The 16,319-nt window shown below is 48.6% G+C and carries 25 protein-coding genes; all 25 read left to right on the top strand.

Annotated features, from left to right (window positions below):
• Positions 1 to 9 precede the first annotated feature (9 nt).
• The 25 genes from MKY82_RS08465 (at position 10) to MKY82_RS08585 (ending at position 16,251) form a co-directional block, all read left to right on the top strand.
• Positions 10 to 282, top strand: coding sequence for a hypothetical protein (locus tag MKY82_RS08465; protein ID WP_339295912.1), 273 nt, complete (start codon positions 10 to 12; stop codon positions 280 to 282).
• Between the two features lie 127 nt (positions 283 to 409).
• Positions 410 to 1,069, top strand: coding sequence for a phage scaffolding protein (locus MKY82_RS08470; protein WP_339295913.1), 660 nt, complete (start codon positions 410 to 412; stop codon positions 1,067 to 1,069).
• Between the two features lie 7 nt (positions 1,070 to 1,076).
• A complete protein-coding gene (locus MKY82_RS08475) occupies positions 1,077 to 2,015 on the top strand; it encodes a DUF5309 family protein (RefSeq protein WP_339295914.1) in 939 nt (312 codons plus the stop codon).
• Positions 2,016 to 2,033: 18 nt separating this feature from the next.
• The gene (locus tag MKY82_RS08480) at positions 2,034 to 2,414 is read left to right on the top strand and encodes a hypothetical protein (RefSeq protein WP_339295915.1); all 381 of its coding nucleotides are present in this window, start codon (positions 2,034 to 2,036) and stop codon (positions 2,412 to 2,414) included.
• A 16-nt stretch (positions 2,415 to 2,430) separates the two neighbouring features.
• A complete protein-coding gene (locus MKY82_RS08485; protein WP_339295916.1) occupies positions 2,431 to 2,682 on the top strand; it encodes a hypothetical protein in 252 nt (83 codons plus the stop codon).
• A complete protein-coding gene (locus tag MKY82_RS08490) occupies positions 2,669 to 3,061 on the top strand; it encodes a DNA-packaging protein (RefSeq protein WP_339295917.1) in 393 nt (130 codons plus the stop codon). Before MKY82_RS08485 ends, MKY82_RS08490 begins: the two co-directional genes overlap by 14 nt.
• A 3-nt stretch (positions 3,062 to 3,064) precedes the next feature.
• Complete coding sequence (locus MKY82_RS08495; protein WP_339295918.1) at positions 3,065 to 3,421, top strand: ABC transporter ATP-binding protein; 357 nt, start codon at positions 3,065 to 3,067, stop codon at positions 3,419 to 3,421.
• Entirely contained in the window at positions 3,421 to 3,846 is a 426-nt protein-coding gene (locus tag MKY82_RS08500; protein ID WP_339295919.1) for an HK97 gp10 family phage protein, read from the top strand. The genes MKY82_RS08495 and MKY82_RS08500 overlap by 1 nt, the downstream gene beginning before the upstream one ends.
• Before the next feature lie 9 nt (positions 3,847 to 3,855).
• The gene (locus MKY82_RS08505) at positions 3,856 to 4,263 is read left to right on the top strand and encodes a DUF6838 family protein (RefSeq protein ID WP_339295920.1); all 408 of its coding nucleotides are present in this window, start codon (positions 3,856 to 3,858) and stop codon (positions 4,261 to 4,263) included.
• Complete coding sequence (locus MKY82_RS08510) at positions 4,260 to 4,448, top strand: hypothetical protein (RefSeq protein WP_339295921.1); 189 nt, start codon at positions 4,260 to 4,262, stop codon at positions 4,446 to 4,448. Before MKY82_RS08505 ends, MKY82_RS08510 begins: the two co-directional genes overlap by 4 nt.
• Positions 4,449 to 4,451: 3 nt before the next feature.
• Positions 4,452 to 5,768 carry a phage tail sheath family protein gene (locus MKY82_RS08515; protein ID WP_339295922.1) on the top strand — a complete coding sequence of 439 codons (1,317 nt, stop codon included), beginning with the start codon at positions 4,452 to 4,454 and terminating at the stop codon, positions 5,766 to 5,768.
• Between the two features lie 13 nt (positions 5,769 to 5,781).
• Positions 5,782 to 6,252: a phage tail tube protein gene (locus MKY82_RS08520; protein ID WP_339295923.1), complete on the top strand. Its 471-nt coding sequence runs from the start codon at positions 5,782 to 5,784 to the stop codon at positions 6,250 to 6,252.
• A 38-nt stretch (positions 6,253 to 6,290) separates the two neighbouring features.
• Positions 6,291 to 6,713 (top strand): phage portal protein, encoded by a 423-nt coding sequence (locus MKY82_RS08525; protein ID WP_339295924.1) that lies wholly within the window; start codon positions 6,291 to 6,293, stop codon positions 6,711 to 6,713.
• 242 nt (positions 6,714 to 6,955) lie between these two features.
• Entirely contained in the window at positions 6,956 to 7,321 is a 366-nt protein-coding gene (locus MKY82_RS08530) for a hypothetical protein (protein WP_339295925.1), read from the top strand.
• A gap of 58 nt (positions 7,322 to 7,379) precedes the next feature.
• Positions 7,380 to 9,416 carry a hypothetical protein gene (locus MKY82_RS08535; protein WP_339295926.1) on the top strand — a complete coding sequence of 679 codons (2,037 nt, stop codon included), beginning with the start codon at positions 7,380 to 7,382 and terminating at the stop codon, positions 9,414 to 9,416.
• Entirely contained in the window at positions 9,416 to 10,096 is a 681-nt protein-coding gene (locus MKY82_RS08540) for a LysM peptidoglycan-binding domain-containing protein (RefSeq protein ID WP_339295927.1), read from the top strand. Before MKY82_RS08535 ends, MKY82_RS08540 begins: the two co-directional genes overlap by 1 nt.
• A 4-nt stretch (positions 10,097 to 10,100) precedes the next feature.
• A complete protein-coding gene (locus tag MKY82_RS08545) occupies positions 10,101 to 11,066 on the top strand; it encodes a hypothetical protein (protein WP_339295928.1) in 966 nt (321 codons plus the stop codon).
• A gap of 2 nt (positions 11,067 to 11,068) precedes the next feature.
• A complete protein-coding gene (locus MKY82_RS08550) occupies positions 11,069 to 11,431 on the top strand; it encodes a DUF2577 domain-containing protein (RefSeq protein WP_339295929.1) in 363 nt (120 codons plus the stop codon).
• A complete protein-coding gene (locus MKY82_RS08555) occupies positions 11,428 to 11,829 on the top strand; it encodes a DUF2634 domain-containing protein (protein WP_339295930.1) in 402 nt (133 codons plus the stop codon). The genes MKY82_RS08550 and MKY82_RS08555 overlap by 4 nt, the downstream gene beginning before the upstream one ends.
• A 2-nt stretch (positions 11,830 to 11,831) precedes the next feature.
• Positions 11,832 to 12,911: a baseplate J/gp47 family protein gene (locus MKY82_RS08560; RefSeq protein ID WP_339295931.1), complete on the top strand. Its 1,080-nt coding sequence runs from the start codon at positions 11,832 to 11,834 to the stop codon at positions 12,909 to 12,911.
• Positions 12,904 to 13,491: a putative phage tail protein gene (locus MKY82_RS08565; RefSeq protein ID WP_339295932.1), complete on the top strand. Its 588-nt coding sequence runs from the start codon at positions 12,904 to 12,906 to the stop codon at positions 13,489 to 13,491. The genes MKY82_RS08560 and MKY82_RS08565 overlap by 8 nt, the downstream gene beginning before the upstream one ends.
• Positions 13,488 to 13,772 carry a ketopantoate hydroxymethyltransferase gene (locus MKY82_RS08570; protein ID WP_339295933.1) on the top strand — a complete coding sequence of 95 codons (285 nt, stop codon included), beginning with the start codon at positions 13,488 to 13,490 and terminating at the stop codon, positions 13,770 to 13,772. Before MKY82_RS08565 ends, MKY82_RS08570 begins: the two co-directional genes overlap by 4 nt.
• A 3-nt stretch (positions 13,773 to 13,775) precedes the next feature.
• On the top strand, positions 13,776 to 15,044 hold the full coding sequence (locus MKY82_RS08575) for a hypothetical protein (protein WP_339295934.1): 1,269 nt from the start codon (positions 13,776 to 13,778) through the stop codon (positions 15,042 to 15,044).
• A 105-nt stretch (positions 15,045 to 15,149) separates the two neighbouring features.
• The gene (locus MKY82_RS08580; RefSeq protein WP_339295935.1) at positions 15,150 to 15,632 is read left to right on the top strand and encodes a phage holin family protein; all 483 of its coding nucleotides are present in this window, start codon (positions 15,150 to 15,152) and stop codon (positions 15,630 to 15,632) included.
• Entirely contained in the window at positions 15,610 to 16,251 is a 642-nt protein-coding gene (locus tag MKY82_RS08585) for an N-acetylmuramoyl-L-alanine amidase (RefSeq protein ID WP_339295936.1), read from the top strand. The genes MKY82_RS08580 and MKY82_RS08585 overlap by 23 nt, the downstream gene beginning before the upstream one ends.
• Positions 16,252 to 16,319 lie beyond the last annotated feature (68 nt).

Below are 16,319 nucleotides of genomic sequence, written 5' to 3' on the forward strand. Positions count from 1 at the left end.
GGCGTTCTGATGGGAGCTAAAGTATATGAGAAGCGTATTTCGGTGCAGGCCATTCAGTTTCAGGGGTTGGATTCAGCGCATATCACTGAAATCATTGCCTTTGTAGGCATGCCCATTTCGGTTGAATTCGGAACGTACGGTGTGCGCTTGCGTGTGATCCGTAGCAACTTTGACGTTATTGAAGCTTATCAAGGTGATTACATTGTCAAAGATACAGCGGGAGTTTTGAAACGAATGGACAAGGTAAGCTTTGAAGCTGAATACAAAGAGGTTACACCGTAGCAGGGCTGTGAATGAGACTTTCGCAGCCCTTTTGTATTGCCCACTTTAAAGGTTCGGGGTAAAACTGAACGCAAGCCGAGTGCTGGCGGGTTACCAGTCAAAAAACCTAATCGGGAGCGTGTTGAGAATGCCAGATTTGAAAGAAGTATTGGGAGAAGAGCTGTATAAACAGGTTGTTGAAAAGGCTGGGGATAAACATAAAATTGCTGTCGTTTCAGACGGCCAATGGTTCCCGAAGGAAAAGTTCGACGAGGCGAACACAGCAAAGAAAGCGGCAGAGGATGCCTTGAAGGATCGGGATACGCAGCTGGCCGAATTGAAGAAATCTGCAGGGGATAACGAAGCGCTCAAGGAGCAGATCAGCAAGCTTCAGAACGACAACAAGACGGCATCGGAGCAGTATGCCAAGGATATGGAGGATCTGAAGCTGGCGACAGCCTTGAAGCTGACGCTTGCCGGGGAGGCACATGACCCTGATCTGGTTGCTGGGCTTCTGGACAAAGACAAGATTGAACTGAATGAGGACGGCAGCATTAAAGGCGGCCTGGACGATCAACTTAAGGGTCTTCGTGAATCGAAGGCTTTTTTGTTTACCGAAAAGCCAAAGGGTCCGAAGTTCAAAGGTATCCAGCCACCAGAAGGCAGCGAGCCAAACCGGGAGCAATCGCCGCAGATGGCTGAGCTTACGGCACAATACCAAAAGGCGGTAGAGTCCAAAAATTTCACGCAACAAATCGCACTGAAAAATCAAATGTTCGAGCTGCAAAAAGCCGAAGAGAAAGGATGAATTTTAAATGCCAAACGTACCAGGGCAAGGTAATACTTTTAATCTTCCAAACTATGCGGGAGAGCTGTTCACAGCGGATGCGGAGAACACGCCGTTTCTTTCTGCTATTGGTGGTATGACCGGAGGTCTTCAAACTCAGAATTTCGAGTTTGCGACTTCTTCGCTGTACGAGTACCCAGCTGCTTCTCAGCCAGGGATTTCGGAGCAAGCTTCGGTGACAGCACCGCAAGCCATTTCCTATGTGCGGAATCAAAATACAAACGTAACGCAGATCTTTCACGAGAGCGTTTCTTTGACGTACGCAAAGCAATCTAATTCGGGTCGTTTGAGTGGTTTGAATACTCAAGGTCAAACCAACAATGCCCCGAGCGAAAAAGATTTCCAGATTGCCAGACAACTTGGAAAGATCGCCCGCGACGTTGAATGGTCGTTTATCAATGGGGAGTATCAAAAAGCCACAACAGCATCGGAAGCAAACAAAACTCGGGGGATGTATGAGGCTGCCGGCACAGCAATCGATGCTGCTGGTGCAGATCTGAAACGTGATATCCTTCAAAACCTGTGGAGAGAGATGTACACCAACGGTGCTGTATTCTCCAATGTGGTTTTGTGGACGAACGCTTATCTGAAACAGATCATCACGGACCTGTACTCGTATGCTCCTACTGATCGCAACGTGGGCGGTGTGAACATCAAACAGATTGAAACCGACTTTGGTAATATCGGTATTATGTTGAATCGCTTTAACCCTACTTCTGGCATTCTTGTTGCTGAGATGTCGGTGGTCGCGCCTGTATTCCAGCCGGTCCCTGGGAAGGGTAACTTCTTCTATGAGGAACTAAGCAAGAAAGGTGCAGCGGATGAAGGACAAATCTTCGGCCAGATCGGTCTGGATCATGGTCCGGCATTTATGCACGGCAAAATTGAAAATCTAGCGACAGCCTAATAAGGAGGACATGGAGCTATGGATTTAAAAGATGTAATTGCTCAAGCAGTCGGATTGCAACCTGAGTTGCGCCGGCTGCTTATTGATATTGTTGAAAATGCGGGGTCTGGAGGTCCGGTTACGGTAACCTGGGGAGACATAACGGGGAAACCGTCAACGTTTGCCCCAGCTGCACATACACATACGGCCGCTCAGATCAGCGATGCCTCAACTGTCGGACGACAGGTATTAACAGGAGCTGATGCTGCTGCTATCCGTTCAGCCCTAGCTATACCCGCAGCGCCTTCCAATGGAACCGCCGCTCAATTGGAGGCCGGAACAGACACGACTGGCCGTCTATTTTCGGCGAAGATGATACACGATGAAATTGCCCGGCAGATCGCTGCCAATACACCATAAAGGAGGATGAACATATATGAAATTCGTTGCGAAACCCAAATTGATCGTACTGGATAAAAAGAATGGTCAACCGATTGCGCGTTTTGATGATAAAGGGGTCTTTGAAACTAAAGATGCAGGCATCGCCAAAAAATTGAAGGCTGCAGGGTATCAAGGCGACGGCGAGGTTGACGAGAAGGAAGAAAATAAAGGCTTAGCTACACCTGGTAAAGACCCCTCTGCTTCCGACAATCCTAATAATCAGGTGAATCCTGATGATCCCAAGTAAACCTGAAGATCAACAAACCATATGGGCGATTATCAAGGAGCGTTTGCAGCTTCAGGATGACGCCCTTAAAGGGCTTGTCGTTTCCTATATTCGTGAAATCGGATATCGGATCATGCATTACTGCAATCTTGAGGAGATCCCCGAGGAATTATCCTTCACATGGGCAGCCATGTCGCTTGATGCCGCCAGGGTGGACTTGCCGAATGTGGATGAGATCAGCGACGGAGCAGGCGGGGGAGATAGCATCAAAATCGGGGATACTTCGATTTCACCGGCCAGTTCTTCTGCTGGTGTTAGCAACATGACCAAGTCATCCCTTGATCAAGTGGTTTTGAATTATCGCATGGATCTGAATCGGTACCGTAAATTGAGGTGGTAGGCTATGAACTTGCGGCAGTATCGCAGAAAGCTGGAGAAGACCTACACGGATCGGGCTGTCATCCAACGATATGAGGATTACGAAGAGGGTTCCGAAACCAAGCAGCGATTAATCACAAAATACCAGGATGTTCCTTGCCGGATCTCCCAGACAGGTCTAGCTCGCAATGGTCAAACTGAGGCCGAGAACCAGATCGATTATGACGCCAAGCTATTCATCGCACCGGAAGTCGAAATCCTTCAAGGCGACGAGCTGGAGGTTACTCGCAACGGCCGGAAGTATCACTTTACCGCCGGCGAACCGTTTCCGCCGTATTCGACCCATCAAGAAGTCAATCTAACCCGGAAGGATCGAGCCTAATGCCGAGATGGGGGAGCTTTGATTTTGACGATCTGGAACGCATGGCGAAGTCTTTCAAAAAGGCGCTGGATGAAAGGGTGATCGATCGCTTCATTCAGGACTTTTTGCTGGAGATGGCTTACCGTGCCGAGAGGAAGATCAAGAAGCGTACGCCAGTGGATTCAGGGGAGCTACGGAGGAATTGGCGAGTGGGCCGTGTAGAGCGGCGCGGCGATTCTTATGTTGTTGAGATATTCAATAATACCGAGTACGCCTCTTTTGTTGAAAACGGCCATCGGAACCGCGATAAAACCGAATGGGTGGAAGGACGGTTCATGATGAACATCTCCATGAAGCAGCTCGAAAAGGAGTTGCCGGTTTACCTGGAACGCAGGCAGGGGGAGCTGCTGAAACAAATTATGAACGGCCGCGGGCCAAGCCGGTGAGGTGATACTATGGATGCTGACCAATTGACACATGCCGTCATGAAAAAGCTGAAGGACACCTTTGGCTGGAAAGTATACGGGAAGAACAGGCAGGGCTTAACCGAGCCCTGCTTTATCGTGTTGCTTCTGAATGCAGACCATGGCCGGATCCAGGGACGGCGGTATGGACAAAACCACTATTTCAACGTGCATTACTTCTCAGCCACGAATGAGGATTTCATTTCGATCGCTAGCCAGCTGCTGGACGTCCTGGAGTGGATCGAGATCGACGGCATGAAGTTTAGGGGAACCGGCATGAACTTTGAGGTGATCGATGACGTGCTGCATTTCTTTGTAGATTACAACTATCACGTCATGAGGGTCAAAGAACCGGGAATCAAGATGAAACAAATGGAACAGGAGGGTCGCTTAAAATGAGTACAAAAGAGAGTAAGGCACAGACGCAACCAGCGCCACGTTATACGAAGGAGCAGCTGGTGGAAGCCAAACGGTTTACCACGTCAGAAAAAGACGTCCTGATGGGCCTGCTGTCGCCAGACAAGACGTATACGCTGGACGAGGCAACAACCGTAATCAAATCATTCAAAGAGAGGAAGGTGTAGAGCATGGCAGGAGGAACATGGAAAACGCAAAACAAGGACCGCGCCGGGGTGTATATCGTCTTTGAGACTACTGAGCAAACGATGGGTACCCTGGGTGAGCGCGGCGTCGCATCACTGCCGTTATCGCTGTCCTGGGGGCCGTCCAAACAAGTCATTACGGTAGAGGCTGGAGCGGATACGAAGGACGTTCTGGGTTACGATATTTCGGCTCCCGAGCTGTTACCGCTGCGAGAAGCTCTGAAGCGAGCCAGTAAAGTCTTGCTGTATCGTTTGAATGCCGGTACTGCTGCAACAGCCACGAATACAGGGCTGACAGTGACGGCAATACACGGAGGACTTCGCGGGAACGAAATCCGGATTATCGTACAGAACAATATCGACGACCCTGCGAAATTCGACGTCATTACACTGATTGCCGGAGAGGTGATGGATACCCAGATCGTGGCCGAGATCGAGGATCTGGTCGAAAACAATTGGGTTAAATTCAGCGGCACAGGCGCGCCGGACGTCACGGCAGGACTGAACTTGACCGGAGGCGCAGACGGTACTGTGACCAATGGGGACCACACGGATTATCTGACCAAGATCGAGGGCTATGATTTCAACACCATCGGTCTACTGAGTACCGACGCCACGCTGAAGCCGGTATACACGGCAGCCATCAAACGGATGCGGGATCAGGAAGGCAAAAAGGTGCAGGTGGTCATGGCCGACTATGCGGTAGCGGACTATGAGGGCGTCATTAGCGTCAAAAACGGCGTTATCCTCTCAGACGGTACCATCCTGGACAAAGTGAAGGCGGTCGCTTGGGTGGCCGGGGCTACCGCGGGAGCTGCTGCAGATGAGTCCCTGACATATTCCGCCTATGACGATGCTGTGGATGTGGATGTCCGCTACACGAACAGCGAGATCGAGGCAGCACTGCGAGGCGGCGAATTCCTATTTATCCACTCCTACGGCCGCGCTGTTGTCGAACAGGACATTAACACGTTCCGGAGCTTTACAGCGACGAAAGGCCGGGAGCGATCCAAAAACCGTGTGCTCCGCGTATTGGATAGCCTGGCGAATGATCTGAAACGAATCTTCGAGCAGTTCTACATCGGTAAGGTGGATAATAACGTGGATGGCCGGGCACTGTTCCGGAAGGAAATCGTTACGTATATCGATACGCTCGTGGGTATCGGTGCCGTGCAGAACTTTGATGCCCAGACAGACGTCACGGTACAGCAAGGAAAGACAGCTGACAGTGTGTATGTTGAACTCCGCGTGCAGCCGGTGGATGCGATCGAAAAAATCTATATGCGGGTATTTGTCCGATAAGGAGGGTTAAAGCATGGGAGGATTTTTGAAGGCCCAGGATACGATCTCCGGCCAGGAAGGCCGGGCCTACGCTACAATCGAGAACAGGGTTCATGAAATGTTCTACGTTAAGACGCTGGAGGCCACGGTAGAAAAGAATAAATCGGAAGTGAAGACATTGGGCCGCCGTGGAGTCCAACACAAAGCCACCGGGTGGAACGGCTCCGGGACAATGACGATTTTTTATATGACGACATTGTTTCGTCAACTCATGTACGATTACATGAAAACCGGACGGGATACCTTTTTCGATATCACAATTACCAACGAGGATCCATCGTCCTCCATTGGTGCTCAGACGGTAACACTCAAAGGCGTAAACCTGGACAGTGTGGTCATGGCATCACTTGATACAGAATCGGAGGCGCTGGAGGAAGAGGTTAGCTTTACGTTTGATGACGTTGATCTGGGTCAGTCGTTCCAGGAGCCAGTCCTGGGCACGTAATAATCTAAAAATCTAACGAATAGAAAAGGGGAATAACTATGTCTGATATGTCTATGTTTTTTGCGGATAATGCCGCATTGGAGGTAACGGAGGATTTCACTGTATCGGAGCGCTTTAAGGACGCGGAAGGAAAGCCGGTCAAATGGAAGCTTCGGAGTATCACAGAAGAGAAGAACGCCGAGATCCGAAAGGCAGCCACTCGGAAGGTAAAGGGTAAAAATGGGGTATACCTGCCGGAGATCGACCCGAACGATTACGTTGCAAGAGTAACAACCAGCTGCGTCGTCTTCCCGGATCTGCAGAACGCGGATCTGCAAAAGTCCTACAGCGTTACAGGCGCGGAGGCGCTGCTTCGTAAGATGCTGTTGCCTGGAGAATATGCTGCGCTGACCGAACGAGCTCAGGCAATGAACGGTTTTGACCGTGATGTTAACGAGCTGGTGGACGAGGTAAAAAACTAATCAAGGAGGGCGATGGTGACGCGAACTATGCGTACTATGCCCTCCATGAGTTGCACATCCTTCCACACCAACTTATGGCGATGTCAGTCCGGGAACGGGCTGCCATCTACGCTATGATTTCAATCCGGATCGAGAAGGAAAAGGAAGAGGCCAAAAAGCTCAAAGGTAAAAAGCGGTAGACCCAAGCCTGTAAAATTTGGTAGAATGATTGGGAAATATGACCTATTCAGGGGGACGAATTTATGAAAAAGTCATTGGGTTTATTTGCGGTACTCTTGTTGCTATTGGTTGCTGTCGTGGGATGTGGTTCGGCTGAGGCGGAGAATAAGGATCTGACGCTGGACAAATTTATCAAGGCTTATCAGGATGCAGGTATCGAGGTGGACTCTGATAAGAAGCCCATGTTCCAAATGATTGATGCAAAGGATGGCGTTATTTTTGATTTCGACAAGCAAAAAGTTGCAATCTATGAATACGAATCTAAGAAAGAAGCTGAAAAAGTTAAGTCTGAATCAGGTGATCTCATGAAGGACTGGCCTCAAAATGAGGCGTTTATTTTAGAGACAAGTAATGAAAAAGCTATTGAGATTTTTAATAGTGTAGAATGATAAATCGGCGCTCTCAGATTTGAGGGCGTCTTTTATTTTGCTTGAAAGGAGGTATGTCATGACGACGGTATCCTCTACGCTCAAGATGTTTGACTCAATGACCGGGCCTTTGAAGAACATTACGAATGCCCTTAACATCGTAATCAGCACGATGGAGCAAATGCAGCGGGCTACGAATCGGAACGCTAATATCGACCGTCAGCTGGCAGCTGCAAAAAACCAAATTGCATCTGCTGAAAGCCGGATTACTGAAGCGATCGAAGATTCTACAAGGCGGCAAGATCGATTTAATGATTCCGTGCGAAGGGGTCAAAGGGAGACAGGACGACTGGCCAGGACGATCAAGGGGGCTGTTGCTGCATATCTTACGTTTCATGGCGCTCAGCAACTCGGCGGCGCGACGATTGGCGGGGCGATGAAACAGCAAGAGATGCTGAACACCTTTACCTCCCGATCCGGCAACGAGAACTTAGGTAGAGCCATTTACAACCAAACCGTTCAACAGGCCCTCAAATACGGCCAAGACGTTGACGCGAGCTTGCTAGGGAGTATGTCATTTATGTCGGCAACGATGGATCCAAAGCAGTTAACGGACATTAATAAACTAGCTATGCGCCTTGCAAAGCTGAATCCGACTGAGGGTCTTGAAGGGGCGGCGTTTTCGCTGAAGGAACTCCTGAGTGGCGACTATACGTCCATCTCGGAACGCTTTAACATCAGTCGAAGCATGCTCAAAGACAGCGAAGCTCGGCTAGCCGGGATGAGGGGCGATGTTGACGGATTCATTAAAGGTATGGATAAAATGCTGGATCAGCAAAACCTGACCGAAGAAGCATTTGAGAAAATGCTGGATTCCCCTGCCGCAAAGTGGAATCGAATTCTCCAAACCTTCAAGTTTAACATGGCTTCCGCAGGTGAGGCCGGGCTACAGTCACTAGCTCCTCTATTCGACAAGATTAATGCCGGCTTTGAGTCTGGTGAATTCCAGAACACGTTTGATATGTTGTCATGGGCCATAGGGGGAGCAGTCCGGTCGCTCTTGTGGTTTTTAGATATGGCGACCCAGGTATTCTCTTTCATGAGGACCAACTGGCCGTTACTCCAGCCCATTGTCTACGGGGTGGTCGGTGCGTTAGGTGCTCTTGCATTGATCATGGCCGTGAACAAGATAGCCATGATTGTAGGCGCGGCTGCCACTGGCATACAGACGGCAGCGTTATTCATTCAAGCTGCAGCTGTCAATGGATTGCGTATAGCATGGGCAGGGCTAAACGCGACCATGAAAGCAAATGTGTTTATTTTACTCATTGCAGGTATCGTTGCGTTGGTTACTTGGCTCTATAACCTTTGGCAAACAAATGATCAATTTGCCGCTGGTTTCATGCGGGCCTGGAATGCGATCTTAAACTTCTTTGACCAGATACCTATTTTCTTTATGAAAATTGGAGTTGGGATCTCGAATGCTTTCCATGAAGCAAAAGTCGAAACGTTAAAAGCACTCGACCAGATGGTTAATGGTGCTATTGATAAAATTAACAGTTTGATAGAGAAACTTAGAAATATACCTGGTGTATCATTCGATTATATCGACGGCGTCACGTTTTCTGCAGAAGCTCAAATCCAAGCCGAAGCAGCACGCCAAGCAGGCGAAGCCAAGATAGCGGCAGCTCAACAGAAGGCTGAGGGGAAAGCAGCTGAACGAGAGGCTAAGGTCCAGAATTGGCTGGACGATCGCGCAGCCAAACGGGCTAAGGAGCAAGAAGAAGCAGAGAGGAAAAAGAAGGGTGCAGGCCAAGCCGGCGACTATGTAGTTCCAGAAATGAAGATGCCTAAATCGAATGACATTGATAAAGTCGGTAAGGTAAAGCAGGTTGATAAGGTTAAGGGTAAGGTGGACATCAGTAGCGAGGACCTGAAGATTATGCGAAATATCGCAGAGATGAAGAATATTCAAAACTTCATAACCCTGACACCTACCGTTAATCTGAAGACCGGGAATATCAACAACAGCGGCGATCTGGATTCGATTGTAACGAAACTGACAACTCGACTTGAGGACGAGGTCGCAGCTAGCGCCAAAGGGGTGTACAACTGATGGCGGATTACAGCATCGAGCTGAGCTTTAATAACCGAGCGGTGGTATTTCAAATTCCGGTCCTTCCGGAAGAAATCGAGATCGAGGGCGAAGGTGATGGGGAAGAGCACAACGTCGCCGGCCTTGGCTGGATCAATGCGATCGATGCGCCAAAGCTCAAGGAAATTACATTCAGCGGCGTGTTCCCCGCAGATATGTCAGACGCTATTCCATCTAAAGGGTTTGACGCCCCCGCTGACTACATTCGCCGGATTGAGGACTGGATGAACAAGAAGAAGCCGATCCGATTTATTTATATTAGCCAGGGTTTGAAGATCAACATACCGGTATCCATCGAGGAGTTCAACTATAAGGAAGTCGGCGGCGCGCCTGGAGACTTCGAATACACGTTGTCCCTTAAGGAATATGTGTTTTATTCGGCCAAAAAGGTGACGATCGCGAAGACGTCTGCCGCATCTCCCGGCAAGAAGAAGCAAGCCGCAGCCACTAAGCCAAAACGGCCAGACGAACGAGCCAAGCCAAAAACGGTCAAGGTTAAAAGCGGTGATTCGCTTTGGACGATCGCGAAGGCGAATCTTGGAGACGGCAGCCGGTACAAGGAACTCATGAAACTGAACAATATCACGGAAGCCCAGGCGAAAAAATTGAAGGTCGGAACCGTGATTAAGCTGCCGGGGTGATGAAATGAAAATCGTGATTGATAATAAGGATGGGAACGTTTGGGACGTATCGAATGTGGTTAAGGATATCCGTTATTCTACGTCCCGGATCGGGAAGGCTTCCTCTTTGGAGTTTACCCTTGTTGATAGCGGTATTTACCAGGATAAGAAATTTAATTACCAAAACGGGGATATCGTCCAATTTACCGACGGTACAAACAAAGTGTTCATGGGCTACATCTTCAAATTCGAGATGAGCAGGAACGGAGAGGCGAAGATACTGGCCTATGATCAGCTTCGCTACCTGAACGCGAATCATACTTATGTGCTGACAAACGTGACTGCGACCCAGATCATCCAGCGGATCGCCAAAGACTTCAACCTGAAGACCGGAAAGCTAGCCGATACCAAGTACAAGATCCCAAACTTCCTGCAGGATGATCAAACCCTCATGGATATGGTTTGTTGGGCTTTGGATACAACGCTGATTAAGTACAGCACCAATTTCGTGTTATATGACAACTTTGGGCAGCTGACTCTAGAAAACATTACACAGATGAAGTACGGCTTTGTCATAGGGGAAGGTAGCCTGATGACAGACTTCACCTATTCGAAATCCATCGACGAAGACACCTATAACCATATCGTACTCTATCGGGATAACGAGAAGTCTGGTAAACGGGAAACCTTCAAGATCGAGGACAGCAGCCGGATTAAAAAATGGGGGAAGCTTCAGCTGTATCAAAGCGTTAACGAGGACATGAACAAGGCTCAGATAAATGACCTTTTGACCCGCTTGATTACGGCCAAGAACCGGGAAACACGGAAGATGAAAATTGAGGCGATTGGCGACTTCCGGCTGCGTGCTGGAATGTACGTCAATATTCAGATTCAAAGCTTCGGGATAAATAAATTCTTTTTGGTTGATGAATGTACACACAGCGTATCTGGTGCAGTTCATACGATGACCCTTGATTTGAGGATGGTGTAAGTATGCTGGATATCATCAAAAAAGCGGCCGTTGAAGCGGTAGGCGCTGGTAATCCGGTCGCCATACAATTCGGAACCGTCATATCATTAAGCCCCTTGGAGGTTAGGCTGGATCAACGCCTGACACTCTCGGAGGCTTTTTTAATTGTACCGGAATCCTTGACCCGTTATGAGATCGATCTTCACCATACCCACGAATACACGGATGACTCCGGCACCGGATCTAGCACGAAGAAAACCGAGCCCGCTCTCCCAGTGAAGCCCATCGTCATACGTAAGGGACTGGCCGTGGGAGACGCTGTGATTCTGCTCCGTTTACAAGGCGGACAGAAATATTTAGTGCTAGATAAGGCGGTGAGTGAATGATACCTCAAAGCGATGTAGAAATGACCGAAGAGGAATTGGAGCCGGTCCCGTTACCAAGCAGAACCTACCGTTTCGATTGGAACAATGGCAGGGTTAGCAGCCGCAAAGTGGATGGGATAGAGGCAGTCAAGCAGACGGTGTTTAAGATCCTCTCGACCCGGCGTTTTGAACATCTCATATACAGCGGTGACTTTGGGAATGAGATGGACTTAAGCGCCGTTCGTGGCCGGGCGGTGTTTGAATCCGAGGTAGAACGTTGGGTGCGGGAAGCTTTAACACAGGATGATCGGATATCCGCCGTGACAGGGTTTAGCTTCAACTATCAACTGGATACCGCCTTGGTCCGCTTCACCGTTGAAACCGAGTTTGGGATGTACCAAGAGGAACGGGAGGTGTAACCATGTACGAACATCAAACATACGAAGCCATTTTAGAACGAATGCTGGACCGGGTGCCGGAAGGAATCGACAAGAGGGAAGGCAGCATTATTTATGACGCTTTGGCTCCGGCAGCCGCGGAGTTGGCACAAGTCTATATGGAGCTGGATCTTAACAATGCCTTATCCTATGCGGATACGGCTACAGGTGAGGATTTGGCCCGAAGAACAGCGGAGTTTGGCGTCAACCGGGAGCCAGCAACAAAGGCAAGGTGTGAGGGGAGATTTTACAATAATTCCAATCAATTGTTTGATATCCCCATCGGCAGCCGGTTTTCCATTGAGGATACCAATTATGTTGTGATCTCGAAAATTCGAACTGGCGTATTCTTGCTGGAATGTGAAACTGCGGGCGTGGTCGGTAATCAGAAGTTCGGTGCCATGCTGCCGGTAGACTACATTAACGGGCTTTCCCGGGCAGTCCTTGAAGAGATTCTTGTACCCGGCGCAGATGAGGAAACGGATGAAGATTTAAGGGCTAGATACTACCAAACGGTAAACGAACCGGATTTCGGCGGGAATGTCTCGGATTACAAGAAAACAATTAACGCGCTGGATGGTGTCGGAGCGACGAAGGTATCCCCGGTTTGGAAAGGCGGCGGTACCGTCAAATGTACGATCATTGGAGCGGATTGGAAAACGCCGTCCTCCGTGCTGTTGGAACAAGTGCAGACTACGGTTGATCCTATCGTTAATAGCGGCCTAGGATTCGGAACAGCCCCCATTGGGCACCGGGTGACAATTGTGGGAGTTACGACATCCCTTATTGACATTGTTACTACCGTCACTCTTGAGCCGGGTACGAGTCAGGGGCAGGTGCAGGGACCCATAGAAGAAGTCATTATGGATTATCTGATGGGTCAACGGAAAAGCTGGGCGACTCAAGATCAAATTATCATCCGGGTAGCTCTTATTGAGGCGGCCATCTTGACTGTGCCGGGTGTAATCGACATTGCCAACACAACCTTAAACGGTGCAGCTGCGAACATTACCTTGGGAGAAGAGGAAATCCCGGGTATAGGGACGGTGACAGTTCATGTCTGATCGGATTATGCCGTATCTTCCAGAGTATTATCAGGAATTTCTTGAATTCAAGGAGCTGGGCCAAACCGAAGATATAGAGCTGGATCAACTAGAAACGGCTGTTCAGCAGCTATTCGATGACCAGTTTGTCATGCTTTCAAGTCTTCAGGCGATTAAACGGCGGGAGCTGATGTTGGGTATTCAGGCCAATCCTACGACCGAGACATTAGACTTCCGGCGTCAAAGGATTCTGAACCGCTATCAGACCAAGCCTCCGTTCACCGTTCGATGGTTACAAGAGCAGCTTGATAGACTTGTGGGCCAAGGAATGACCATTGTATCCGTTGACGTGGATAACTTCATCCTGTACGTGACGACAAACATCGATAATGCCAACGTGTTCAGGGAAGTTCAACACACTATACAAACCATAAAGCCCGCGAACATGATCTATCAACAAAACACTTCCTTAAACGATGTCATTGACCTAAAAGAACGAATCGTTAAGCGGGATATCACATGGAATTATAAGCTGGATGGGTCGTGGAAACTAGGAGAAAAACCATTTGCTAATTTAGGCGCGGAGGTGTTACTTAAATGATCTCATCCCAAGTCTTAAACGATGTTGCTGAGTACGTCGATTCAAGAGTAAGCAAGGTGGTCCTTAACGGGACATACGAGATTACAGATTTTGAAGTTAAGCAGGTAACCGGATCAATGATGGCCCTTAACTATATCGTGCCAGCAAGTAGCATTTCCTTGGTAACTCAAATTGATTTAACGGGTGAAGCAGGGGAGCTCATCTCTTCTAATCCTGTTTACTTGCCGGTTTCATCAGACACACTCATATTACAAACAATAGAGGTTAAGGAGGGGAACTAACTGATGGCAAAAACAGACTGGACCATTCAAGATAGTGTACTTCCCAAGGATATGAATCAGATCGGACAGGAGATCAATGACTTGGGATTGAGTGCTACCGTTTGGCTTGGGACTACGGAGGGTTCCAATACGGCATACACCGTAACAAGCAGTAAGGTGTCAAGTTTATTTGAGGGGTTGCGTGTGTCATTTCGCGCCCACATAGCCAGTGGCACAAACCCCACACTGCAAATTAACAGCCTTGGTGCTGTACCCCTGAAAAAACCTAATGGTCGTGTGGCTAAACTTGATGCAGACGGAGTATACACGTTGGTTTATGACGGAACGGCTTTTATCTTACAGGGTGAAGGGGGTGAATACGGGAGTGCAACAGCCGCCGACGTATTAGCACCTAAAACGATAGGGACGGATAACGGGATAGTGACCGGAACAATTCCGACACAAGGAAATCAGTTTAAATCCGGATTATGGTCGAACCCAGACGGAGATGCCTATGTAGATACTTACGTCAATATAGACGGTGGTTATTACCCACCGGGAACGCAGGTGACAATACAGGCATACGATCCCAACCTTGTATCAAACAACATCCGGGCGGGGGCCAAAGTTTTGGGAGTGGACGGGGCCCCTAATGTAATTGATACTTATGACGATTATAATCCTGCGACTTCCGCCGACATAGTGAAACACAAGAGAGCGTTTGTGAATGGTCAATTTGTTTCGGGAGACATTGAAAATTACAAAGGCTTCGGGCTTACTGCTCAACTAGAACCTAAACCGGGTGCTTATGTTGGTGCCAAACCCCATCACTCGGGGCTGATGGACCAAACGACAGAATTTACAATTGGTATGCCTAACAAGTTGCCGGAAAACATCAGAAAGGGCGTGGATATCGGCGGGACGGTGGGAACGTTGGTAGAGGGTACGCCTTGGGCCACCGGTACTGCACCTGTAAGTAGTGGTCACCTTAGTTTTTGGGTTTCGGACACTCAAAGTCGAGATATGAACTATATACAAGTTTCCGGGTTGTCATTTCAACCGTCTGTTATAGTCGCTAAACAAGGTATAAATACAACAATCTTTAAACGTGGCTGGAACTTAACAGAATACAAGTATGACATACTCACGTTAGCTGTGTTTACAAATCCGATAGGTTCGTTTGCTGGCATGCCTGTTCAAAATCGGTCTCCAGTATCAATAACCAACGGTTCATTCTTGATTCCGATTCATGGTATTTATTCAGGAACGTTAGAATGGTGGGCATTTGCGTGAGATTGGTTAATGGTTTAACAGCATAACCGACACGTCGCAATAGTGAACGTGTCGGTTATGCCCCTGGGTGGTCCGGGGGCTATTTAATTTGTGGAGGGTGATACCATGTTATTTAATCAATTGAAGCTAATGGGGAGTACAGTGCTCTCGGCTGCAGCTGGCGCATCTGGTAAAGAGGCAGCAACAGGCGGTGTTGTAGCAGCGCTAGGATTGTTTGCAACGCTGCTTGGCGGTTGGGATAAGCCGCTTCAGTTCTTGATCGCATTAATGGTGGCTGATTACGTGACCGGCATTCTGGGGGCCATCAAGACGAAGAGCGTTAACAGCGAAGTCATGTTCTGGGGCGGCATTCGTAAGATCACGATTCTTTTCGTGGTCGGCCTGGCAGTGCTGATCGATGGTTGGGTTGGCGATGATTCGGCTGTGTTCCGCATATTGGCTGTTTATTTTTACGCTGGCCGTGAAGGTTTGTCAGTAATGGAGAATCTGGGGATACTTGGCGTGTACATCCCACCAAAAATTAAAGAGTTCCTGGAACAGCTTAATGAGAAGGGGGAGCAACAGAATGACAAAGCTAAATATCGTTGACCCTGGACTTAAATTTAAATATGCCTTAGATCCGCCGCCGTCAAAGGTGGTTTTTTTAGTTCAGCACCATATGGCTCATAAGACGTGGGGTATTCACGAGGTCCATGATTTTCATAAAAACTCCCGAGGTTGGAACGGGATCGGTTATAACTGGTGGATTGGGTTTGATGGAACGATCTATGAAGGGCGCGGCTTCCATTATGGGGCCGGGGTGTCAGGTCACAATCACGATTCACTCCATGTCGGGTATCAAGGCGATTTTACTCAGCAGCAGATGACCGACGCACAGCTTGCAGCGGGGATTGCGTTAAATGCATGGTTATTGGGAAAATACCCTTCGGCGAAAGTCGTCGGTCATAAGGAACTTGCTTCGACAGCTTGCCCAGGTCAATATTTCCGGATGGACGAACTCAAAAAAGGACTATCAAGAAAGGGAGCTGCCAACGTGAAACAAGATAGCGATAAAGTGAATGTCATTGTGAACGGGAAAAAGATCAAGGATGGAAAACTGATCGACGATGTGACCTATGTACCTCTTCGTGCAGTAGGCGAGGCGCTTAGAGCAAAGGTAGGCTTCGATAACAAGACCAAGACAGCCACGCTCGAGATGAAGGTATAAAGCATCATTAAGCGGCTATACTCATATTGAGTGATGTATTCCCTAATTCACTCTCCCTCTAATATGTC

It is taken from the genome of Paenibacillus sp. FSL W7-1279, assembly GCF_037969845.1.
Lineage (GTDB): Bacteria > Bacillota > Bacilli > Paenibacillales > Paenibacillaceae > Paenibacillus_AQ.